Origin of the sequence: Chelativorans sp. J32, from assembly GCF_000518985.1 — a bacterium.
Classification (GTDB): domain Bacteria; phylum Pseudomonadota; class Alphaproteobacteria; order Rhizobiales; family Rhizobiaceae; genus Chelativorans.
Genome location: NZ_JAEQ01000002.1, coordinates 115,931 through 136,677, shown reverse-complemented (window position 1 = coordinate 136,677; position 20,747 = coordinate 115,931). Strand labels below are relative to the sequence as shown.

At 59.5% G+C, this 20,747-nt stretch carries 20 protein-coding genes; 9 read left to right on the top strand and 11 right to left on the bottom strand.

The annotated features are described in order from the left end of the window. Window positions 1–511: 511 nt before the first annotated feature. Window positions 512–823, top strand: a complete 312-nt coding sequence (locus tag CHEJ32_RS27885; protein ID WP_198023813.1) for a S8 family serine peptidase — start codon at window positions 512–514, stop codon at window positions 821–823. After that, entirely contained in the window at window positions 820–3,303 is a 2,484-nt protein-coding gene (locus tag CHEJ32_RS27625; RefSeq protein WP_084032665.1) for an autotransporter domain-containing protein, read from the top strand. Before CHEJ32_RS27885 ends, CHEJ32_RS27625 begins: the two co-directional genes overlap by 4 nt. 121 nt (window positions 3,304–3,424) lie before the next feature. Here CHEJ32_RS27625 and CHEJ32_RS0103890 read toward each other — a convergent pair whose 3' ends face one another. After that, window positions 3,425–4,240, bottom strand: a complete 816-nt coding sequence (locus CHEJ32_RS0103890) for a lytic transglycosylase domain-containing protein (protein ID WP_028032683.1) — start codon at window positions 4,238–4,240, stop codon at window positions 3,425–3,427. Window positions 4,241–4,498: 258 nt separating this feature from the next. On the opposite strand from CHEJ32_RS0103890, the gene CHEJ32_RS0103885 reads away from it, so the two are divergent. Then, a complete protein-coding gene (locus CHEJ32_RS0103885; RefSeq protein ID WP_028032682.1) occupies window positions 4,499–5,047 on the top strand; it encodes a methylated-DNA--[protein]-cysteine S-methyltransferase in 549 nt (182 codons plus the stop codon). Window positions 5,048–5,280: 233 nt separating this feature from the next. Here the strand turns inward: CHEJ32_RS0103885 and CHEJ32_RS27005 are convergent, their stop codons facing one another. From CHEJ32_RS27005 to CHEJ32_RS0103870, 3 genes are all read right to left on the bottom strand, one after another. Next, entirely contained in the window at window positions 5,281–5,436 is a 156-nt protein-coding gene (locus CHEJ32_RS27005; protein WP_156936593.1) for a hypothetical protein, read from the bottom strand. A 156-nt stretch (window positions 5,437–5,592) separates the two neighbouring features. Continuing rightward, on the bottom strand, window positions 5,593–6,201 hold the full coding sequence (locus CHEJ32_RS0103875) for a glutathione S-transferase family protein (protein ID WP_028032681.1): 609 nt from the start codon (window positions 6,199–6,201) through the stop codon (window positions 5,593–5,595). 186 nt (window positions 6,202–6,387) lie between these two features. Then, window positions 6,388–7,260, bottom strand: coding sequence for an EAL domain-containing protein (locus tag CHEJ32_RS0103870; RefSeq protein ID WP_028032680.1), 873 nt, complete (start codon window positions 7,258–7,260; stop codon window positions 6,388–6,390). A gap of 246 nt (window positions 7,261–7,506) precedes the next feature. Here CHEJ32_RS0103870 and CHEJ32_RS0103865 point away from each other — a divergent pair, with 246 nt between their 5' ends. The 3 genes from CHEJ32_RS0103865 to CHEJ32_RS0103855 all read left to right on the top strand — a co-directional run bounded on the left by CHEJ32_RS0103865 (window position 7,507) and on the right by CHEJ32_RS0103855 (window position 11,950). Next, window positions 7,507–8,709 carry a pyridoxal phosphate-dependent aminotransferase gene (locus CHEJ32_RS0103865; protein WP_028032679.1) on the top strand — a complete coding sequence of 401 codons (1,203 nt, stop codon included), beginning with the start codon at window positions 7,507–7,509 and terminating at the stop codon, window positions 8,707–8,709. A gap of 117 nt (window positions 8,710–8,826) precedes the next feature. Next, window positions 8,827–9,777, top strand: a complete 951-nt coding sequence (locus tag CHEJ32_RS0103860) for a helix-turn-helix domain-containing GNAT family N-acetyltransferase (RefSeq protein ID WP_028032678.1) — start codon at window positions 8,827–8,829, stop codon at window positions 9,775–9,777. 157 nt (window positions 9,778–9,934) lie between these two features. Continuing rightward, window positions 9,935–11,950, top strand: coding sequence for an elongation factor G (locus CHEJ32_RS0103855; RefSeq protein WP_028032677.1), 2,016 nt, complete (start codon window positions 9,935–9,937; stop codon window positions 11,948–11,950). Between the two features lie 293 nt (window positions 11,951–12,243). On the opposite strand, the gene CHEJ32_RS0103850 is transcribed toward CHEJ32_RS0103855, so the two are convergent. After that, window positions 12,244–13,134, bottom strand: coding sequence for a LysR family transcriptional regulator (locus CHEJ32_RS0103850; RefSeq protein WP_028032676.1), 891 nt, complete (start codon window positions 13,132–13,134; stop codon window positions 12,244–12,246). A gap of 39 nt (window positions 13,135–13,173) precedes the next feature. Next, window positions 13,174–14,148 (bottom strand): thioredoxin-disulfide reductase, encoded by a 975-nt coding sequence (trxB, locus tag CHEJ32_RS0103845; protein ID WP_028032675.1) that lies wholly within the window; start codon window positions 14,146–14,148, stop codon window positions 13,174–13,176. A gap of 249 nt (window positions 14,149–14,397) precedes the next feature. Between trxB and CHEJ32_RS0103840 the strand changes: the two genes are divergently transcribed. Continuing rightward, window positions 14,398–14,871 (top strand): Lrp/AsnC family transcriptional regulator, encoded by a 474-nt coding sequence (locus CHEJ32_RS0103840; protein ID WP_028032674.1) that lies wholly within the window; start codon window positions 14,398–14,400, stop codon window positions 14,869–14,871. A 60-nt stretch (window positions 14,872–14,931) separates the two neighbouring features. Continuing rightward, complete coding sequence (locus tag CHEJ32_RS0103835; RefSeq protein WP_028032673.1) at window positions 14,932–15,702, top strand: glycosyltransferase family 25 protein; 771 nt, start codon at window positions 14,932–14,934, stop codon at window positions 15,700–15,702. Window positions 15,703–15,833: 131 nt separating this feature from the next. Here CHEJ32_RS0103835 and CHEJ32_RS0103830 read toward each other — a convergent pair whose 3' ends face one another. From CHEJ32_RS0103830 to greA, 5 genes are read right to left on the bottom strand one after another with little or no spacing between them, the layout of a single operon-like run. After that, window positions 15,834–16,535 carry a hypothetical protein gene (locus CHEJ32_RS0103830; protein ID WP_028032672.1) on the bottom strand — a complete coding sequence of 234 codons (702 nt, stop codon included), beginning with the start codon at window positions 16,533–16,535 and terminating at the stop codon, window positions 15,834–15,836. Continuing rightward, complete coding sequence (locus CHEJ32_RS23825; protein ID WP_034657825.1) at window positions 16,519–17,193, bottom strand: hypothetical protein; 675 nt, start codon at window positions 17,191–17,193, stop codon at window positions 16,519–16,521. The genes CHEJ32_RS0103830 and CHEJ32_RS23825 overlap by 17 nt, the downstream gene beginning before the upstream one ends. Next, window positions 17,193–17,933: a glycosyltransferase family 25 protein gene (locus CHEJ32_RS0103820; protein WP_051469422.1), complete on the bottom strand. Its 741-nt coding sequence runs from the start codon at window positions 17,931–17,933 to the stop codon at window positions 17,193–17,195. The genes CHEJ32_RS23825 and CHEJ32_RS0103820 overlap by 1 nt, the downstream gene beginning before the upstream one ends. Then, on the bottom strand, window positions 17,930–19,018 hold the full coding sequence (locus tag CHEJ32_RS0103815) for a glycosyltransferase family 4 protein (RefSeq protein ID WP_034657822.1): 1,089 nt from the start codon (window positions 19,016–19,018) through the stop codon (window positions 17,930–17,932). The genes CHEJ32_RS0103820 and CHEJ32_RS0103815 overlap by 4 nt, the downstream gene beginning before the upstream one ends. Window positions 19,019–19,028: 10 nt before the next feature. Further along, window positions 19,029–19,502 (bottom strand): transcription elongation factor GreA, encoded by a 474-nt coding sequence (greA, locus tag CHEJ32_RS0103810; protein WP_028032669.1) that lies wholly within the window; start codon window positions 19,500–19,502, stop codon window positions 19,029–19,031. A 264-nt stretch (window positions 19,503–19,766) separates the two neighbouring features. Here greA and CHEJ32_RS0103805 point away from each other — a divergent pair, with 264 nt between their 5' ends. Continuing rightward, complete coding sequence (locus tag CHEJ32_RS0103805) at window positions 19,767–20,651, top strand: DMT family transporter (RefSeq protein ID WP_028032668.1); 885 nt, start codon at window positions 19,767–19,769, stop codon at window positions 20,649–20,651. The last annotated feature ends 96 nt before the right edge of the window (window positions 20,652–20,747 follow it).

Below are 20,747 nucleotides of genomic sequence, written 5' to 3'. Positions count from 1 at the left end.
GCGGACCGTGATCCCATAGAGGGCCGGACGGCTATCATCGGTCTTGCAATAGGTAGTCACGGCAGCGAAAGCGTAAGGGCACTCGACGCCGCGTCAGGGTCGGTTCCGCGCAGCTGTTCGAGAGCGCAGTCACCTCCCTCGGGGATGGGAACCTGAGAGAGAGATGGCGAGGGCAGGAGCGCCGGAAGGGCTGACATTTACCGTCCCAAGCCCTCTTCCGTGGCATATCAGAAGCCGGGAATCAGTCGAAAATAACAATTTAAAATTGTATTTTCCCTATCCACAGGAGCGAAAGCCCGGCTGGTTAGAACGACATATTTGGAGAATGATATGCTTAGAGCCTTTTGGAGGAGCGTTAGCCTCGTCGCAATCTGTGCGTGCATCGGAGCCTCACCCAGCGTCGTTTATGCCCAGTCGGCCGAGGCCTTTGCTCTCGAATTCGACAGGAGCTGGTATCTCGGCCCCATCAATGCAGCGGAGGCTTATAAGCGGGGGCTATGATGGCCGCGGCGTGCTCATCGCAATCATTGATTCGGGCATTGATGCAAACCACCCCGAGTTCTTGGGCCGTGTTTCGCCTTTGTCCTTTTCTTTTTTGAGGGGCGAAGACGCTGATGATATCTTCGATGATGATGGCCATGGCACCCACGTTACCGGTATTCTCGGCGCCGCGCGCAACGGTATCGGCAATATGGGCGTAGCCTATGCCGCCGAACTCATGGCGTTGAAGGCCATCGGCAGTGGCCTACTGACGAACTGTGGCCATTTCGGGCACCGACGAATAATGCGCTTGTTTATGCTGCAAGCCGAGGCGCCAAAGTGATCAACGGCAGCTACGGCCCACCCGCCTATCCTCCGCAGTCTCTGCAGATTGGGGGAAGAACGATAGCGAACGTGCACTACCGTGTCATGCCCCACCCAATCACGGCGTTCGGTTTCGAGGAATCGGCCGAAGCGGTCGAAGCCGCAGCAGACGCAGATGTCGTTCTCGTTTTCGCGGCAGGTAACGAGTACGACGAACAGCCGAACCAGGCAGCGAATCCTACCGGCCCGGGATTCTTGCCACTGATAACAGCGGGAAACCTACGTTCGAATGTCTTTCAAATCATAACGGCCGGGAAATACTACGACCCTGATAGCTATGTCTACGCAAACCCCACGGATCCCAAGTACGACGATCTCGACTATTCGCATCTGGGCGGTTCGTTGATTGCAGTGGTCGCTACGAACCGGGAAGGCGCCATCGCGAGCTACAGCAACCACTGTGGCCTTGCTTGGCAGTGGTGCCTTGCCGCACCCGGAGGCGATGATCCAAAGCCTGGGCAAACAGAGGAATATTCAGAGATCTATTCTACCCTGCCCGATGGGAAATATGGTCTTGAGGTCGGAACGTCGATGGCAGCGCCGGTTGTTTCCGGCGGCGCTGCAGTGCTCCGGCAGGCCTTCCCCTACATGACCGCACGCCAGATCAATGAGATAATCCTGACCACCGCTCGGCCGATCGGTCCGCGGGAGATCTATGGTCGGGGCATGTTCGATCTAGGACGGGCGATCCTCGGCCCCAAATATTTTGGCGATCCGCTTTTCGGCATGGTCTTCGATGTCGATACCAAGGGTCACGACACCATGTGGCTCGGCGATATCGAAGGGCCCGGCAGCTTGATTAAGCGCGGTGAAGGCCATCTGCTGCTTGGCGGCGACAACAGCTATGAAGGAGGAACACAGGTTCTTGGCGGTGCGCTGGTTCTCGCGGGCACCTTGCGCTCTGATGTGATGGTTGGCGAAGATGCCACGCTTTACGCCGCAGATGGAACCATCATTGCGAACCTCGAAATCTGGGGGGTGCTCTCTCCAGGTACAGCGGGAAACGTCGGCGAGTTGGAGGTGGACGGCGACACCATCCTTACCGGGACTTCGACCTATGAGGTGGACGTTGCCGCAGACAAGGCCGACTTACTTGACGTTGATAACCCCGGATCGATTAGGCTGGAAGGCGGTGCTCTGGCCGTCAAATTAGAGGGTGGCCTTGCCCCTCTTTCGCCGCTGGATATCATTGTCGCGGAGAGGGGCATCAACGGGTCATTCGGTTCGTTCACGACCAACAGCATGTCGGCCTTCCTCAACCCGCTTCTTTATTACGGAACCAATGCCGTCACGCTCTCCTTTGTGCCCAATGGGAGGACCTTTGCCAGCGCGGCGTACACGCCAAACCAGTCTTCTGTCGCGAATGCACTTGACGGCGCTCCTTACTCAACTCCTTGGAAGCACGTGGCACAACAGAGTCTGGATGGCGCAAGACGAGCGCTCGATCAGCTTTCCGGCGAAATCTACGCGAGCCAGAAGCCGGCAATCGTCGAGGACAGCCGCTATATACGGGATGCCGCGAATGATCGCCTGAGAGCGGCGCTTAGCGGCGCACGCACTCTCAGCATGCCCATTCTGGCCTACAGCCCCGATGGCGCGGAAGCCCTCCCGGAGGACAGCGAGCGGTTCACGGTTTGGAGCGCAGCCTTTGGCGGCTGGGGCAGTTTCGACGGCAATGGAAACGCGGCCGGCCTAGACCTTGACAATGGCGGGTTCCTCATCGGTGGCGATCTGCCGGTTGGAGGATTGCGTATCGGCGCGCTCACTGGAATGGGCTGGAGCAATTACTCCGTCGATGAAAGGTCTTCCACCACTGATTTGAAGGCCTATCACCTCGGCCTCTATGGTGGCGGCCGCTGGAATGCTTTTGGCGTGCGAAGCGGTCTCGCATATAGCTGGCTCGATCTCACCACCATGCGGATGATCAAATTCCCCGGCATCGCGGAGCAGCTCAACGCCGATTATCACGGTAGCCTGTTCCAGACCTTCGGCGAGATTTCATGGGAAGTGGACAAGAACGCGTTTCGCTTCGAGCCTTTTGCGAATCTGGCCTATGTCAACTTGCGGACCGGCAGCCTCGATGAAAATGGCACCGTCGGCCTGTCGTCCGGAAAGGACAGATTTAGCAAAACGTTGAGCACCGCTGGTATTCGTGCCTCGATGAAACTGAAGAGCCTTCCGGTTCCCGTAAAGCTGAGCGCCACTGCGGGCTGGCGGCACGCCTTCGGCGACACCAAGCCGACATCGGATCTGGCTTTTGAAGGTGTACCGTCCTTCACCACGGCCGGCCTGCCACTCGCCAAGAACGAGGCTATGGTGGGTCTCGGTCTTGATCTGGAACTCGCAAAGAATGCGACGATGAGCCTTTCCTATAGCGGGAGTTTCAACGGCGATACGCGAACGAACACGTTCGACGCGCGCTTCAGGATGCGCTTCTAGTACAGCGCCGTGCGTCCATTCGGACGCACAAAGGACGCTGAAAGTCATTGAACAGATTTCGGTTTCGGCCGATGCTGTAGCAAGCTGGACATTCACGCCGCTTCCGGGCGGTGTGAACCGCTTAGTTCCTGAGGCCGGCTTCCTCAAGAAGTCCTTTGCGCTTGGCGTCGTAATAGTAACCCCGCGAATAGAACCGGACAGCCTGATCCTCGTTGCCGCCGGCGGTGACATAAGCGCCCCGCAGGTATTTGACTGCGTATTTGAGATTGGTCTCGGCATCGAGCAGGCCGTGTGCCGGTCCGCGATAACCCATAGTTTGCGCCGTGTCGTGCCGGATCTGCATCAGGCCCCAATAGACACGGTTTCGGGCGGCAGGATTGAAATTGCTTTCCCGTTTGACCACGCGTCTGACCAGCCTCTCGGGCACGTTGTAGAACGCGGCATATCTCGCGATGAGAGCATCGAGCTCCGGGCTGCCTGGCGCAACGGCACGAACCTTCCCGCTCTCTTCAAGCGCCGCTACAGCTGCGAGCTTGTCCTTGCCCGGATTTGCAAACGCAGCCGCCGTGACGGGAACAGCGTCCGGCATCACCTGCGGCTTCACACCCGGAAGTATCTGGGCTCCAGCGGAAGCATTGGCTTGCTCCGCGGTTCCGTCCTTCTTATCGCTGACAACCGCATCAACCGCCGCCACCGCTTCCTTGTTCGGCCGGGGCGATGGTGTAACCAGAGCCGTCACGCCTTCGATCTCAGCATCCTGCTCGGCAGCCAGGCTGTTGGCGACGACATCGTCCTTCCCGGTCGCGCGCTCTTCCGCTGCCGTTCCGGCATTCGCCATAGCGAGCGCCGTGGCGCCGTCGCCCGAAGTGCTGCATCCTGCAAGAAATGGAATAGAGAGAAATGCGCAGAGGCCGACGGCCCGGATATAGGATGGCAAGGTCCCGCAAGCTCCCCGTTTCACTTTGCCTCCGCGCCCCGGAAATTTGCATATCCGATCCTTCCGCATTCTTCAACGAGGTTTCTGACGCGCCGACCCGAAAACAGGGATCGCCTTTCAAATATACCCTGCTCTCGTGCGGTTGCCTGCAGTTTTCCCAATCTACGCAGGCAGTGTAAGGGGCTGTAAGTCAGGCTTTTGTTCTTGATATGTACTCAAAACCAATTACACTAGGCCGTTTCATATCGGAAGCGCTTGATGTCTTTCCATTATGTGTTCGAAACCGCCATGGGCTTTTGTGGAATAGCCTGGAGCGAGCGCGGCATCCGCCGTTTCGCGCTTCCGATGAGCGCGCCGGCATCGGTTGAGGAGCGAATGACACGTTCTCTCCAAGGCTCCATCGCCTGCGAACCGCAGGGCACGGTGGCGGAAGCGGTGGAGGCGACGCGTTGCTATTTCGCGGGCGAACGAATTGAATTCTCGTCGTTCCCGCTCGACTTGGAAGATGTGGATGCGTTTCGCCATGCCATCTACGGGGCAGCACGCCGTCTCGTCTATGGGCAGACCACCACCTACGGGCGGCTTGCCGCCGCTGCAGGTTTCCCCCAGAGCGCACGCGAGACGGGTGTCGCCCTCGGAAGGAATCCAGTGCCTCTCATCATTCCCTGCCACCGCATTCTTGCTGCCGGTGGCAAGCTTGGCGGCTTTTCGGCGCCAGGCGGAACGACCACAAAGCAAAGAATGCTGGCCCTCGAAAAGGCGCAACCGCCCAATTCAGGGCCAATGCAACCGTCCTTCGCTTTTTGAACAGGCTATCCACAGACGGGTTCTCCTCACGATGAACCATCCTCCTTGCGCGATAAGGCTTGCGAGGGTGTCTTTCTCAGGCGTAATCTTAGGTTGTGATTCGCGTTGCGTGTGTTTTCGCGAATGCCTTCCTGTCTCCGTATTTGTCGCGTGTTTTGGAAAGATATCGGCAGCGTCAGCGGCCACACCTCTTTGCCCACGGGGAAAACATGCGGTCCCAATCAGAGGACAATTTAAAGATTCGCCTTGTCGATCGAGCGCAGCTCATGGTTGCCGTTCAGAAGATGCTTGCCCACGGCATATCGGAAGAAATGATCCCGATCCGCCTCGCCCGGGCCTTCTATGTCGACATTGACGAACTCAACGCCGTACTGGAGATGGTGCGACAATCCCGAAAACCGGCGCCCGGACCTTCGAATTCCTATAAGGCCGCTTAGCGCACGCCGCAAAAACCAGAGTCGGCCTTCAGATTGCGGTGATCATTTACAGCTTCGGAGCATTCCGTCCTTCGAAGCGCAAACCGGCTGAAGGGTCGCCATCGCCGCTCAACCCACATAGCTGAGCGGCACATGCCCTGGATCATTTGCGACGCGCTCCAGCCATGCCGACACCGCCGGAAAGAGCGATAGATCGAATCCGCCAGTGTCTGCATCATGGGTATAGGCGTAAAGCGCTATGTCAGCGACGGTGAGCTCAGCACCGATAAGAAATGGGGTTGATGCCAACTGCCGCTCCATCACTTCCAAAGCGCGATTGCCGCCGTCAAGGGTGGCCGCCATGCGCTCGGGGGTCGCCAATGCTGCCCGCTCGGGATATTTCGTAAGGGCGCGCCGCACGGCTATGTAGGGCTCGTGGCTGTACTGCTCGAAGAAGAGCCATTGATATACGAGTGCGCGTCTATAGCCATCCGCCGGAAGAAATCGGGTGCCCTCGGCCAGATAAAGCAGGATGGCGTTGGATTCCCAGATGAACCTGCCGTCATCCAGTTCGAGTACCGGCACCTTCCCGTTCGGGTTCTTTGCAAGGAAGGCGGGCTGACGGGTGGAGCCGTCACGTGAGTTCGTCTCCACATGCTCGAAAGGTATATCCAGCTTTGCCAACAGCAGCCGCGGCTTGTAGCAGTTGCCGCTGTCCTTCATTCCATAGAGTTTCATTGCCCGCTCCGCCCCTTGGCTGCCTACAGCGCTTAATGTCTATTCGGCCGCACGAGCGAAGCCGTAAGCTTCGGATCGTGCTGCACGAGAAATCGCGTTCGGTTCTCGGCTGATGCTGTAGCGTGGCGACAGCGCTGCTACGAATGAATAGTTTTGCTCAACCCATCAAACGGATTGAGCAAACGCTCAGCGCGAGCGGCCCGGCGCGGCAAACAGCGGTACGACCCTGTCACCCGAGGCAAACAGACCCTCAATATGGAGCGGGCTTGCGTCAAAAATGGCGCCGGCGAGCTTCGGGCGCCCAAGCAGGTAGCCTTGGACGAAATCAGCCCCTGTCTGCATCGCAACCCGTAGCTGAGCGGCCGTCTCGATGCCTTGGATAAGCACCTGCCGGCCCTCGCGTTGCAGTGCATCCACCAGCGAGTTGAGAAGTTTGGCCGCCATCGCGACATCGGCGATGCGGCGGAACCACCCACCGTCGATCTTAACCACCTCCGGATCGAGCAATCTCACGCGGGACAGCGTGGAGCGGCCGACGCCAAAATCGTCCACCGCGATGCGGATCCCGCGTTTGCGGAGCTCTGCGGCAATCTCGGTCATTAGCGTTTCGTCGGCAGTCTCCGCAATTTCGCAAACGAGCAGCGCAGGATCGACGGAGATCTCGTCCAGAAAGGCGGCCACGTCCGCAACCTGCCGTCTTGCGGCGTCCAGGCCGAGATCGGCGCTCGCATAATGTTTGATGAAGAGCATCAAGCCATCCACGCCGATGTTCGGATAGTTTCGAAGATGCAATGTATGGCAGAGATTCTCGACAAAGAGCCTGTCTTCCGCTGCGCTCACTTCGGCAAAGAAGGCACGGGTGGCGACAGGCTGCCCCTCCCTTTGAGGGCCTGCCAACCCCTCTACCCCTCGGGGAATGAGGCCCTGTGCGGTATTGGCAAAGATCGGCTGGTAGAGTGTCTTCAGGTGATAGGGCCCGTAGCGGCCGGTCTCTATCCCTATTTCATCGACGAGGATGGCGTTGTCGATGCGCCGGGCAAGGTCTGCTGCGTCCGTCATGTGTCCGTCATTCGCTCGCGCAACGGCGCTCGCGGAGAGCCATCTCTAGCTCTGCGCTCCGTCGCGGCTTGAATTCATCTGACGCGACAGTTGCATTCGCCCGATGAAGCCCCCTTAAAAAATTTGAGTGCATTTTTAGCGACCTCGCAAAAAGCCTCTGCCCTTGCGAATTCGCGCGCGATCGGACATTAAGGCGTGTCCCGCGAGCCGAGCGGAGACATCAATTCCCAGTGGAGAAATCGACCAATGGCTTTCCTTGCCGACGCCCTTTCACGCGTGAAGCCCTCCGCCACCATCGCCGTCACCCAGAAGGCGCGGGAGCTCAAAGCACAGGGTCGTGACGTCATCGGACTTGGCGCAGGCGAACCGGATTTCGATACGCCGGACAACATCAAGCAGGCGGCAATCGAGGCGATCAAACGCGGCGAGACGAAATACCCGCCGGTCTCCGGCATCCAGCCCCTGCGCGAGGCGATCGCCGCTAAGTTCAAGCGCGAGAACAATCTCGATTACGACTGGAAGCAGACCATCGTAGGAACGGGTGGAAAGCAGATCCTTTTCAACGCCTTCATGGCCACGCTCAATCCTGGCGACGAAGTGGTGATCCCGACGCCCTACTGGGTGAGCTACCCTGAAATGGTGGCCCTGTGCGGCGGCACGCCTACTTACGCCGAGACTCGGCTCGAAGACAATTTCAAGCTTCAGCCGGAGGTGCTTGAAAAGGCCATCACGCCTAAGACCAAGTGGCTCATCATGAACTCGCCATCCAATCCGTCCGGCGCAGCCTATACGCGCGAAGAGCTGAGGGCGGTTGCCGATGTGCTCCTGAAGCACCCGCATGTCTGGGTTCTGACGGATGACATGTATGAGCACCTGACCTATGGCGACTTCACCTTCCACACGATTGCCGAGGTGGAGCCGCGTCTCTACGAGCGCACCCTCACCATGAACGGCGTCTCCAAAGCCTATGCCATGACCGGCTGGCGGATCGGCTATGCGGCAGGCCCGATCGAGCTTATCAAGGCCATGGACATGATCCAGGGCCAACAGACATCGGGTGCGGCGACCATCTGCCAGTTTGCCGCCCTCGAGGCTTTGACCGGACCGCAGGATTTCATCCCGCGCAACAAGAAGATCTTCCAGGAACGTCGGGACCTCGTGGTATCCATGCTCAACCAGGCTAAAGGCATCAACTGCCCGGTGCCGGAAGGTGCGTTCTATGTCTATCCGTCCTGTGCAGGAACGATCGGCAAGAAGGCACCGTCAGGCAAAGTCATTGAAAACGACGCGGACTTCGTCTCCGAGCTTCTCGAGACGGAGGGCGTCGCTGTGGTCCATGGCTCGGCCTTCGGGCTCGGCCCCAATTTCCGCATTTCCTACGCGACGTCCGAGACGCTTCTTGAGGAAGCCTGCCGGCGCATTCAGCGCTTCACCGCTAACCTGCGTTAGACGCAAGGGCCGTATTCTCATCCGAACCGCCTCGGCTCTTTGCTGGGGCGGTTTTTTATTGCGCGCGGGGCGGATCGACATATACTTGACTCTGTCAAGTATCAGATGAGCCGCCAAATGAGCTTTGCCTCGCGTCAGCTTCCATCGGAAGAGCAGATATCAGCGGTCCGCCGCTTCAACCGCTTCTACACCAGACAGATCGGACTTCTCGAAGAAGGGTTGCTCAAGAGCGAATTTTCGCTGACGGAAGCGCGCGTCCTCTTCGAACTAGCGCATCGGGAGGGTCTCACAGCAACGGAACTCGGCAACCACCTGGCGCTGGATGCTGGGTATCTGAGCCGTATCCTCAAGAAGTTTGAGGAACGCGGCTTTCTGAAGCGCAGCCTTTCCGCCAAGGATGCACGACAAGCTTTGCTTGCATTGACGGACGAAGGGCGAAACGCCTTCAGACCGCTCGATCAGGCTTCGCGAGAGCAAATTGGAGATTTGCTTGCATCCATTCCCGCGCGCGAAAGGGACAGGCTTGTGGACGCGATGGAAAGCATCGAGCAACTGCTCGGGCAGGCGGCCGATCGAGAGGGGCGGTACGGGCTGCGTCCACTGCGCGTTGGCGATATCGGCTGGATCACCCATCGCCAAGGGCTTCTCTATTCCCAGGAATATGGCTGGGACGAAACTTATGAGGCGCTGGTAGCGCAGATCCTGAGCGATTTCGTGCGGAACTTCGATCCACGCTGGGAAGGCTCCTGGATTGCGGAATGCGACGGAGAAGTTCTTGGCTCGGTCTTCGTCGTCAAGCAATCCGAGGAGGTCGCCAAGCTGCGGCTCCTCTATGTGGAGCCAAGTGCGCGGGGTCTTGGCATCGGCCAGAGGCTCGTCGACGAGTGCATTACCTTCGCGCGGGGCAAGGGCTATGGAACCTTGACCCTCTGGACGAACGATATTCTTGTCTCCGCGAGGCGAATTTACCAAGCCGCAGGCTTTAGGCTCGTCAAGGAAGAGCCGCATCACTCCTTCGGAAAGGACCTCGTGGGGCAGACCTGGGAACTGGATCTCCAGCCCGGCTAGCCTCCCTTTCCGGCGGAACTTAACCTCCCCCCTTGCCGAGGGAACGAACCCATGTGACCATGCCCTGTGGCGTCGACAAAGGTCGCCGCCCGAAAGTGCGACGGCCGTTGGGGGGCCGGCTGCCGCTCATGGGAGGACACGTGAGAGGAGGTCGGCCATGGGTAACCGAGCCGGAGACAGGTACAAGGGTCCGAAATGCATCGCCATTCTCGGTCCGCTTGCCAGCGGTAAGACAACTCTGTTCCAAGCCATATTGCAGCGCACGGGCGAAATATCAGCGCAGGGCAACGCGATTGCCGAGGCCCGCACGCATGCGATGAGCGTCGAGGCGAGTTTCGCCACGACGAATTTCATGGATGAAAGCATTACCTTGGTCGATTGCCCCGGCTCTGTTGAATTCGCAGAGGAGTCCGGCCCGGTACTTGCGGCAGCGGACGCGGCCATCGTGTTGGTCGATGCCGAGGATCATAAGCTTCCCATGCTTCAGCTCATCCTTCGCCGGCTCGATGACATCGGCATTCCTCGGATGCTGTTTTTGAACAAGCTCGACAAGAGCGCCGTTGGCGTGCGGGAGGCTCTGAAGGCGCTGCAGCCCGCAAGCAAATCCCCGCTGCTCCTGCGCCATATTCCGCTTCGCAAGAGCGGCGTGCTCATCGGTTCGATCGACCTGGCGCTGGAGCGCGCCTATATCTATCGAGAGCACGCGGAAAGCGAGATCGCACCCATTCCCGACGATGAAAAGGCGCGTGAACTGGAAGCCCGCTTCTCCATGCTTGAGACCCTGGCCGATCACGACGACCAGCTGATGGAGCAGTTGCTGGAGGAGATCGAGCCGCCACGAGACGCGATCTTCGATGACTTGGCGGCAGATGTCCGGGAGGGGACCGTCACACCCGTCCTGATAGGCTCGGCTGAGAAGGGCAACGGTATCCTGCGGCTACTGAAGGCAATCAGGCATGACGTGCCCGACGTAACCGCGACAAGAAAGCGGCTCGGCCTTGCCGATGGCGAAAGCGGCACCACGCTTCAGGTGATGAAGACGATACACACCGGCCACGGCGGCAAGATCTCGGTTTCCCGCGTCCTTTCCGGAAGCGTCAATGATGGAATGGAGCTTCCGGGCGCCGGCAGAATCTCGGGCATTTACAGGCTTCTGGGCCGCGACCAGACAAAGCTTGCCGCAGCAAACGAAGGCGAAACGGTCGCGCTTGGAAAGCTTGAGGGCGCGAGCACGGGGGACACGCTCTCGACGGGAAAGGCCGCCGTGGAGCAACTTGCCAGGCCCACGCCCCCTCGCCCGGTTTTTTCGATGACAGTCAGCCCACGCGACCGCAAGGATGAGGTAAAGCTGTCGCTCGCCCTTCAGAAGCTACGGGAGGAAGACCCCTCCCTGATCCTGCAGCAAAGCCAGGACACTGCGGAAACGATCCTGGGTGGCCAGGGCGAGATGCATTTACGGGTTGCGAAGGAAAGGCTGGAGGGGAAATACCAGGTCGCGGTCGAGACGCGTCCACCTTCGGTCCCTTACCGGGAGACCATCCGCAAGGCTGTAACACAGCGCGGAAGACACAAGAAGCAGTCGGGAGGCCATGGGCAGTTCGGCGACGTCGTTCTCGACATAAAGCCCCTGCCCCGCGGCAGCGGCTTTGAATTTACCGAGACGATCACGGGCGGGGTGGTTCCCAAGCAATATATTCCTTCGGTGGAGACAGGCGTTCGTGATTCGCTGAAAACGGGGCCGCTCGGCTTTCCCGTCGTAGACATCTGCGTCAACCTTGCCGATGGCTCCTATCACGCGGTGGACTCCTCCGACATGGCATTCCAGCAGGCAGCACGCCTCGCCATGAAAGAAGGCCTTGCCGCAGCCAGCCCCGTTCTCCTCGAGCCGATCCTGAAGGTGGAGGTCCACACACCATCAGATGCGACGGCGAGGGTAACGGCAATCCTCTCGCAAAGGCGTGGGCAGATTCTAGGCTTCAATACACGTCCGGGCTGGCCTGGATGGGATATGGTGGAGGCCATGGTCCCGGAAGCAGAGATGGGAAATCTCATCATTGAGCTTCGTTCGGCAACTGCGGGTGTTGCTGATTACATCGCCGTCTTCGATCACATGGCCGAATTGACCGGCAGATTGGCCGAGGATGCAATGAGCAGCCGGGGCAAAGCGGCTTGATTCTTCAACGAGCAGCAATGATTCGCCATAGCCCCTGCGCCTTTGGCGGATCAGCCTGCTCTCGCGAGAAGCAGAACCAGAGGCAAAAAAAAAAAGCCGGATCAAAGAGATCCGGCCCAATTGTTGGAAGTGCCATAAAGGCGAAACCTCCAGAGGGGAACACTCGCCGGGGGCTAATGGGAGGAGAACGCGCCCCGGGAGTGACTACGATATGAGCATTGGCTGCTCAAATAACAACCACGGTCTTTTGCATTTCACCTATGCATTTTTGCAAGGCTCTGCAAAACAGCCGGTCAGTAGGTCCAGCTACGGGACTTCGAAATCAGGAAATCCCTGAAAACCTGAAGCTTCGCCTGGTTCTTCATCGTATCGGGGTAGCAGAAATACGTATCGAAGGAGGGTACTTCCGTCTCGGGCAGAAGCTGCACAAGGCCGCTATCGTTGCCCACGGCATAATCGGGCAGGATCGCGATCCCCGCACCCCGTTGGACGGCGATCTTTATAGACAGGATATTGTTGATCTGCAGCGCGGCAGCGCGCTTTGACCCTTCGGGCCTGCCGGCCGTCTCCAACCAGTTCATATCGCTCAGATGTGGCGGCACCGTCTCTCCGAAGATGACAATCCGGTGCCGGTCCAACTCGTCGATCGAATTGGGCTTGCCGAACCGGCTGATATAGGCGGGCGAAGCGTAGACGTGAAAATGGACCGTAAAGAGCTTGCGCTGGATCAGGTCCGGCTGCTGCGGCTGTCGCATGCGCAGAGCGCAATCGGCCTGCCGCATCGTAAGGTCGAGCTCCTCATTGTCCAGGATCACCTGGAGTTGCACATCGGGATAAAGTTCGCCAAATTCCGGCAGTCTCTCCGTCAACCAGCCATTGCCGAGCCCCACTGTGGTCGAAACACGGAGTACGCCGGAAGGCCGGTCCTTCGTCTCGGACAGGCGTATTTTGACGGTCTCGAGTTTCATGAGGACGTCGTGCGCGGCACGATAAAGCATCTCGCCCTGTTCGGTAAGCACCAGGCCGCGCGCATGGCGGTGGAAGAGGCTGACGCCCAACTCCTGCTCGAGCGCGCTCACCTGCCGCGAGATCGCCGACTGCGAGAGGTGGAGCGTCTCGGCGGCATGGGTGAATGACCCTGCCGACGCCGCGGCATGGAATACACGTAGCTTGTCCCAATCCACCGTCGGGTTCCCCTTGATTTTCTTATTACGCCGCGGGCTTTATTCCGCGGCCTCGCGAAGCGTTTCCAGCTCAGCCAGGTATTTTTCCGCCTCAAGCGCTGCCATGCAGCCCAGCCCCGCAGCCGTGACCGCCTGCCGGTAGACGTCGTCGACCACATCGCCCGCAGCGAACACGCCGGGGACGTCGGTACGTGTGGAATTCGGCTCGGTCCAGAGATAGCCGCTCGGCTTCTGCTTGAGCTTGCCTTCGAAAAGCTCGACGGCCGGCGCATGACCAATCGCGACGAAAACGCCGTCGACCGGAAGATCACGCACCTCACCCGTCTTCACGTTCTGCACGCGGATACCCGTTACGGAGGGCGGCAGCGGCGGCTTGGGCGTTTCGCCGAGGATCTCGTCCACCACGGTATCCCACATGACTTCGATATTTTCCTTGCGCTGCAGGCGCTCCTGAAGGATCCGCTCGGCCCGAAACTCGCCACGACGATGGATGACCGTTACGCGTCTGGCCAGATTGGCGAGATAAAGAGCTTCCTCGACAGCCGTATTGCCGCCGCCGATGACCACCACATCCTTGCCCCGATAGAAAAATCCGTCGCAGGTGGCGCAGGCGGAAACCCCGAAGCCCATAAAGGTGTTTTCCGAGGGCAAACCGAGCCATTTGGCCTTGGCGCCGGTGGCGATGATGAGGGCGTCGCATGTATATACGGTGCCGGAATCGCCCGTCAGCCTGAAGGGCCGTGAGTGGATGTCGGCCTCCACGATGAGATCGTGCACGATTTCGGTGCCCACATGCTCCGCCTGGAGACGCATTTGCTCCATGAGCCAGGGCCCCTGGATGGGTTCGGCAAACCCCGGATAGTTCTCGACCTCCGTGGTGATCATGAGCTGCCCGCCCTGCTCCAGGCCGGAAACCAAAACAGGCTTCAGCATGGCACGCGCGGCGTAGATTGCCGCAGTAAAGCCGGCCGGTCCTGACCCGATTATCAGAACTGGCGCGTGGCGGGTGGTCATGGCTCATGTCCTTTCGTTGCTAGGCAGGCTCGAATGCTGCGCCGTTGATCTAAGTATTGCATAACACTTTGTGCAAGGCGAAGGACGGTTTTCCAACAGCTTGGCATCCCTTGCAGCGCAATCGTCCGAACACATGTCGCACGCCAAAATTCATCTGCAAGGCCAGAGCTTGGCGGAATCAGCACGATCGCGTAAATTTATTGCGCAACCACGACAGATTCGTGCGCGAGAGACCGCGCAGAGGGCCGCATGCCATTGAAAGCCGATCTCGACGCCATCGACTGGAAAATTCTCCGCGAACTGCAAAAGGATGGACGCATCACGAATGTGGAGCTTTCCAAGCGGGTGGGGATATCGGCGCCGCCCTGCCTGCGCCGGGTGCGCCGTCTCGAAGAAAGCGGAATCATCAAGGGGTATAGGGCTCTTCTCAACAGTCCGGTGCTTGGTTTTGACGTCGTGGCCTTCTGTCTCGTGGGGCTGCATCACCAATCGGAGGCCGAACTGAGGACATTTGCCGAGCGGGCGCGCAACTGGCCTATCGTCAGGCGGGCCTGGATGGTTTCCGGAGATTCGGATTTCCTGCTGCATTGCGTCGCAACCGATCTGGGAGCATTTCAGTCCTTTGTGATCGAGGAACTGACCTCCGCGCCCAATGTCGACACGGTCCGTACTGCCCTCACGATCCGACAGGTGAAGGACGAAGGCCTGGTGGCGATTGATTAAAGCGAGGACGGCCGGTACCAGTGGCGCTGACCGGTAATTCCGCCGGGCCGGAGCTCGGGCATGCTGACAGCCTATGTGATCAATCTCGACCGCGATGTAGAGCGCTGGGCACGTATGGAGCGCCTCGGCCGACAATTCGGCATCGCCTGGACGCGGGTCACTGCGGTCGACAAGAACGATCCGGCAATCATCGCGCGAGCGGAGAAGATGCCGTTGAGCTTCTACGGCGCCGTTATCGGACCGGGCGCGGTCGCTTGCTTTGAAAGCCATCGGAAGATCTGGCGCGAAATCGTTTCATCCGATGCGACTTACGCAGCAATCTTCGAAGACGACGTGCACTTCTCCGACGGGCTGAAGCCGTTCCTTTCCTCAACCGACTGGATACCAGCTGATAGTGACTTGGTACGGCTCGAAACACGCCTGAAGAGAGCCAAGCTCGGTCGGCCAGCGGAAAGGCATTTCGGCCGGCGTGTCGCGAGGCTGTTAAGCACGCAAATGGGTACCGCCGCCTACGTCATCTCCAAACAAGCGGCGGCACGTCTCCTCGACCTGTCGGAAGGTTTTCGAGATCCGGTAGACGAGTTCCTGTTTAGCGAAGGCTCCCCGCATTTCGCTCAGCTGACCGTCTATCAGGTCATTCCGGCCCCCTGTATTCCCGGAAAGAATATGGGCCTCGATAAGACAGAGCCTTATCTCCGATCTGGTTTGAAGGCCGACAGGGTGCTTCGAAAGCGCGATCGGAGTCTCGTGGAAAAATTAGCGCACGAGTCCGTCAAGCCTCTCCGGAATCTGCATCAACTCCTATCGCACGAAAAAATTCGTTTCCGATAACAGCAAGCAGGTCTGGAGAGGAATCCTTCCGAGAGACTTGCGGACGCCCCCTCCTCAGTGCAGCCCGGCTTATGGAGCCGGGCTGTCACCCACATAGTCAAGGGAAGCCCCGGCGCACGAGCCGATAGTTGCTAAATCGGCTTCCAGTCAGGATCCACCCTGGAGGCTTCCGCCTTCCAGAGATCGGCATAATCGACTTCCTGCCAATCCTTGAACCATGGGCCGCCATTGGTGAAGTGGATGGCGCTGGGGGTTCCGGTGGCCGGCTTCTCGCTCCAGCCTTCCAGCCAGTTCCAGGTCTCCGGGATTCCACCGATTTCCTCATCCTGAGCCCACTGCATGCGGTGAAGATAAGCACCGGTCTCCCGGTTGATCACCTCCGGTGTAAGCGTTCTGGTCGAGGGATGCTCGCAGTTGAAAAGCATGAAGGACGACCAGTTCTTGCGCGGATAAGTGGTCTGAACCTTGCCGTCCATCTTCACGGTGGCCTTCGGCGTATAATCGTGTTTTACGCAGAGCACCGCCTTGGAAGGGTCGCGATAATCGAGCAGCTTGGCAACGTCGTCGAGAAACAGGAAGTCGCAATCGCAGAACAGCGCCCATCCCTGGTATCCGGCAAGCCAGGGCGTGAAGAAGCGCGAATAGGTGAACTCCGTCGACGCGAGCGGGTCGATATCCCGCGTGTAAGCGCCCTTCTCCACCAGATCGGAAAGCTTGATCGGATGCACTTCGACCGGGATGCTCGCTCTTTCGAGCAGGGTCTTTCTTGCGACCTCATAGGCGATCGGCTCGCGTGAATCCCAGCCGATGTAGACGTCAAGCCTTCTGTCCATCTTCTCTGTCCCTTTCCTTCGAGTTCGCCCCGCCGTCATCCGCCAGCCATACTCGGATATTGCGCTCTTCAACCTTGCGCATCACCCAGGCCCGTTCGTCGCCCCAGGCATGGCGCCGCCACCCTTCCCATGAAAAGCCGGCGATCTCCACATCCCATTCTTCAGCTGGCAGCCGTTCGAGTGCATACCGGATACCGAAATATCCAGTGCTTGGAAACACGCTCCGCATCATTTCACGGGTCAGGCCAAGCTCTGCGCAGCCTGCCTCATAATTTGAAGGAGGGAGCAGAGCGACCGCCTTGCCGGCCTCGGCAAACATGGCCATTGCCGCCTTGGTCCAGTCGGCCCGCCGACCGCCGAGCCAGGAGAGAAAATTCGGCTTCTTGAAATATTTGCGCACGATCTGGGGGTGATAAGCGAGAAAAACCAGATCGGTGGCCTGCACGATCGGCGATGTCGGATATTTGGGATCCTCCAGACGCCGCTGCATGGGTTTTCCGGAATTGGCGACGAAGAGCCATGTCGTCTTGGTGCCGGTCATGCCGATCGATTGTTTCGGCTCGTTGAACCGCACCACATGATCGCTCGAATCCACCTGCTCCGACATGTCGAAGGGCACGCGTCCGTTGCCGATGATGAACAGTCTCTTTCTTGTCATCAGTTCCTGACCGAACGGGAATGAAGCTTGTTGAAGCCCTGGAGCGCCAGACGGTAATAAGCGCGGCCTACCTCCCGACGCAAGGTCTCGCCGAGCCGCTTGTTCTTCTTCTGAACCGTCGTGCCGCCAAGCTCAGCCGCCACTTCTCGCACCGCGACGGGCGAAGAGCTCAGGATGCTTACACCATGCAACCAGCGCATCTGGATGATCGTATCGACTGGGCGGTCGAACTCGCGCGTGAAGGCGAGCAATTCGCCCGCGGCATCGCGGCCGACGAGCTGGGCCTGCATGCCGAGGGCCACGGAACGAGGAACGAAGATGCGAGCTGGCCCCTCTTCGGCCATTGTAGGACCCCGCTCCCTCGCCTTCTTCGGGAAGCGAAGGAAATCCCCCCTGCCCGCACTGGTCAAGGCATGCTGAAGCAAGCCCTGGAACTCCGGCATGGGCTCCACGTCGTCCTCTATGATGAGAGCAGCATCGAGGCCGCGATCCAGGATCATCTGCCAAGCTCTGCGATGGGACAGAAAGCAGGCGATCTCGGTCCGGCGGAGGGAAAAGGGATAATGCGGCCGATGAAGCCCAGGCCTGTAAACCCGCGCGATCTCCTGATCCGAGAGCGTTTCGGCGTCGATCGCGTTGATCACCGTCACGGGCATCGGCAGGGTTTTGCACAAACGTTCGACCTGCGGCGCGCGGCCTTGAGCCCGTGCGAGATGGATGACAAAGGCTTCGGCTTTCACCGCCCCTTCCTCCACAAGCTTTCGTAAACCTCCCGCAGTGCAGCGGCCTCGCTGGCCAAAGCGAAGCGGTTCACGACATGCGCGCGGCCGGCTGTTCCCTGCCGCTCGGCAAGGGCGGGATCGGCCAGATAGGGCTCGATCGCGCTGACAAGCACCGGACCATCATCCGCAGGCACCACCATTCCGGTCTCCCCCCCAACGACCAGTTCGGCATAGGCGCCGGCATCGCTGGCGACGACGGCGGTTTCAGACGCCATCGCCTCGAGCGGCGTCAATCCGAACCCTTCGTTTCGCGAGGGGGCGACATAAAGGCTGAGCCGCCGGTACCACGGACGAACATCCGGCACCTCGCCGAGAAAGCGAATTCTGTCTGAAAGACCTGCCTCGCGCACGCGGCGCTCCAGCTCCTCCGCAAACGCCCTATGTTCCGCTGTCGCACGACCGAGAACAACTGCGGTCCAGTCCGGATAGCGCGGCAAAAGCTCGATCATCGCATCGACGAAGAGATCCGTACCCTTCTGATGCCTTATGCGGCCGAAGCACCCGATGCCGTAACGACCGGGCAAACCCGTGGCAGCCCATAAATCGTCGGCATTTTGGGGCGGATGAAAGCGTTCAGTATCCACCCCGTGCATGATCACCCGATGGGGCACCTCGAGAAAGGAGCCGGAGCGGGTGCTGGTGGCCACCACCGCATCCATGCGGCGGATGAGAAAACGCGTGAAGGGCTTGTGATGGCGTTGAGCGGCAGAGGTAAAAAGGATGCGCAATGGGGCGCGGAAGACATCCCTGAGGATGAGGCCGGCGACCATCTCCACGTTTCGGCGTGCATGCCAGATGCGGAAAGGTTTTCCCGCCGGCCGCCGGAGCAGCGCCGGAAGCTGCCACCAGCGCATTTTGGGCAGGCTCGGCGGCAGGCCGAGGCCGAAGCTGGCGATCCCAAGATCCTGCGCCTGAAGCGGAATAAGCTGGATGATCGTGCTCGTGACGCCGGAGAGGCGGCGCTTCAGATTGGGCGCCACCACCTCCACGTTGCGAACATCCAGGTGACCGGCGGCGGAAGCCCGGCCGGCAAGAGCCCCCATCTTCGTCGGCTCAGCCGTACTGGACGCGCAAAACCTCGTAGCCGCGCGCGCCGCCGGGCGCGTTGACCTCGACGGAATCGCCGACACCCTTCCCGATCAGCGCCCGCGCGATGGGCGAGGAGATCGAAATGCGGCCCGACTTCACGTCGGCTTCCTGATCGCCAACGATCTGATAGGTCTTTTCCTCTTCCGTATCCTCGTCAACGAGAACGACGGTTGCCCCGAACTTGACGGTATCACCGGAAAGCTTGCTCACGTCGATGACCTCGGCGCGCGCGATCAGGTCCTCAAGTTCGCTGATGCGGCCCTCATTGAGGCTCTGAGCCTCCTTGGCCGCGTGATATTCGGCATTTTCGGACAGGTCTCCGTGCGCTCGGGCTTCTGCAATCGCCTCGATGATCCGCGGCCGCTCTTCCTGCTGGCGCCAGCGCAATTCTTCCTTCAGCGACTCGTATCCAGCCAGGGTCATTGGGACCTTATTCATTTCTCACACCTTCCTGACCTCATGTGGCCGCCACGCCGGCGGCACACAAAAAGAAAACGGTCCGAAAGCCAGGGCCACGGAACCGTTTCGTTCGACTCCCATGAAATATAGCAATGTCCTGCCGTTTTTCACGTGAATTTTTGTCCCGGCCCGGAATCGTCAATCCGGGATGGAAGCTGGACCATCACTTTAGTGCCGTTGCCGGACTTGCGAAGATGATCCCGGCTGGTATGAGCAATGCGACACGAACCGCAGATGTCTTCCATGACCCGCTTTCAGGCCAATGTTCTCCTGCTTCTCGCCGGTGCCATATGGGGCATGGGCTTTGTCGCGCAGTCTACTGCGATGCAGGCGATCGGGCCATTCCTCTTCACCGGCCTGCGTTTTGCGATAGCCGGCATTTTCATGCTGCCCTTCGCGCTGCGGGAGGGCAAGCGTTCAGAACGCCCCCTCTCCTCCTCTGACTGGCGCGCATTCAGCGTTATTGGCCTGCTTCTTTTCCTCGGCGTCACTGCCCAGCAAGTGGGGCTTCTGACCACCACTGTGACAAACTCCGGCTTTCTGACCGGCCTCTATGTCGTCATGGTTCCTTTTCTGGGTGTTCTCATTTCCAGGCAGTGGCCAAACGCAATCGTCTGGCCGGCTGCGCTCACGGCGCTTAGCGGAATTTGGCTTTTATCCGGCGGAAGCGTGGTCGCGTTGAAATCAGGAGACTGGCTTACGATCCTTTGCGCCGTTTGCTGGGCTCTTCAGGTTGTCTTCATCGCCCGCGCAGCCTCCGAAAGCGGGCGTCCTGTGACGCTTGCCGTGACGCAGTTCGTCATCACCGCCGTCATAAGCCTGGTCGTCGCGTTTGCTTTGGAACCGGTCGTGCCATCCGCCATCAGGGCGGCGCTGCCCGAGATCCTCTATGCCGGCATTTTCTCGGGCGGAATCGCCTTCACGCTTCAGGTGGTCGGCCAGCGCTACACGACGGCACCCCAGGCAGCGATCTTCCTATCGACAGAAGCCGTCTTCGCCGCGCTTTTTGGCGCCATCTTCCTGGGCGAGAGGCTTCCGCCAGCGGGATTGGCCGGCTGTGCCCTGATCTTCTCAGCGATCCTGATGGTGGAACTCGTACCGGCTCTCAAAGCCCGAAGGGCCGCCTGAATCCGCCGGAGTGCATCCCGATCAGGATGCGCTATGATGCACTTCGTGTAGCATCCGCTTGAAAATCGCAATCGATTTTTAGAAGCATGGTGCGAA

What these genes read in the sequence shown, in the direction of transcription:
- CHEJ32_RS0103865 (WP_028032679.1), top strand. Translation starts at nt 7,507, where the DNA reads ATGGCTTTCCTTGCCGACGCCCTTTCACGCGTGAAGCCCTCCGCCACC.
- CHEJ32_RS0103805 (WP_028032668.1), top strand. Translation starts at nt 19,767, where the DNA reads ATGACCCGCTTTCAGGCCAATGTTCTCCTGCTTCTCGCCGGTGCCATA.
- CHEJ32_RS23825 (WP_034657825.1), bottom strand. Translation starts at nt 17,193, where the DNA reads ATGACAAGAAAGAGACTGTTCATCATCGGCAACGGACGCGTGCCCTTC.
- CHEJ32_RS0103835 (WP_028032673.1), top strand. Translation starts at nt 14,932, where the DNA reads ATGCTGACAGCCTATGTGATCAATCTCGACCGCGATGTAGAGCGCTGG.
- CHEJ32_RS0103875 (WP_028032681.1), bottom strand. Translation starts at nt 6,201, where the DNA reads ATGAAACTCTATGGAATGAAGGACAGCGGCAACTGCTACAAGCCGCGG.
- CHEJ32_RS0103855 (WP_028032677.1), top strand. Translation starts at nt 9,935, where the DNA reads ATGGGTAACCGAGCCGGAGACAGGTACAAGGGTCCGAAATGCATCGCC.
- trxB (WP_028032675.1), bottom strand. Translation starts at nt 14,148, where the DNA reads ATGACCACCCGCCACGCGCCAGTTCTGATAATCGGGTCAGGACCGGCC.
- CHEJ32_RS0103815 (WP_034657822.1), bottom strand. Translation starts at nt 19,018, where the DNA reads ATGGGGGCTCTTGCCGGCCGGGCTTCCGCCGCCGGTCACCTGGATGTT.
- greA (WP_028032669.1), bottom strand. Translation starts at nt 19,502, where the DNA reads ATGAATAAGGTCCCAATGACCCTGGCTGGATACGAGTCGCTGAAGGAA.
- CHEJ32_RS0103870 (WP_028032680.1), bottom strand. Translation starts at nt 7,260, where the DNA reads ATGACGGACGCAGCAGACCTTGCCCGGCGCATCGACAACGCCATCCTC.
- CHEJ32_RS0103885 (WP_028032682.1), top strand. Translation starts at nt 4,499, where the DNA reads ATGTCTTTCCATTATGTGTTCGAAACCGCCATGGGCTTTTGTGGAATA.
- CHEJ32_RS0103840 (WP_028032674.1), top strand. Translation starts at nt 14,398, where the DNA reads ATGCCATTGAAAGCCGATCTCGACGCCATCGACTGGAAAATTCTCCGC.
- CHEJ32_RS0103830 (WP_028032672.1), bottom strand. Translation starts at nt 16,535, where the DNA reads ATGGACAGAAGGCTTGACGTCTACATCGGCTGGGATTCACGCGAGCCG.
- CHEJ32_RS0103860 (WP_028032678.1), top strand. Translation starts at nt 8,827, where the DNA reads ATGAGCTTTGCCTCGCGTCAGCTTCCATCGGAAGAGCAGATATCAGCG.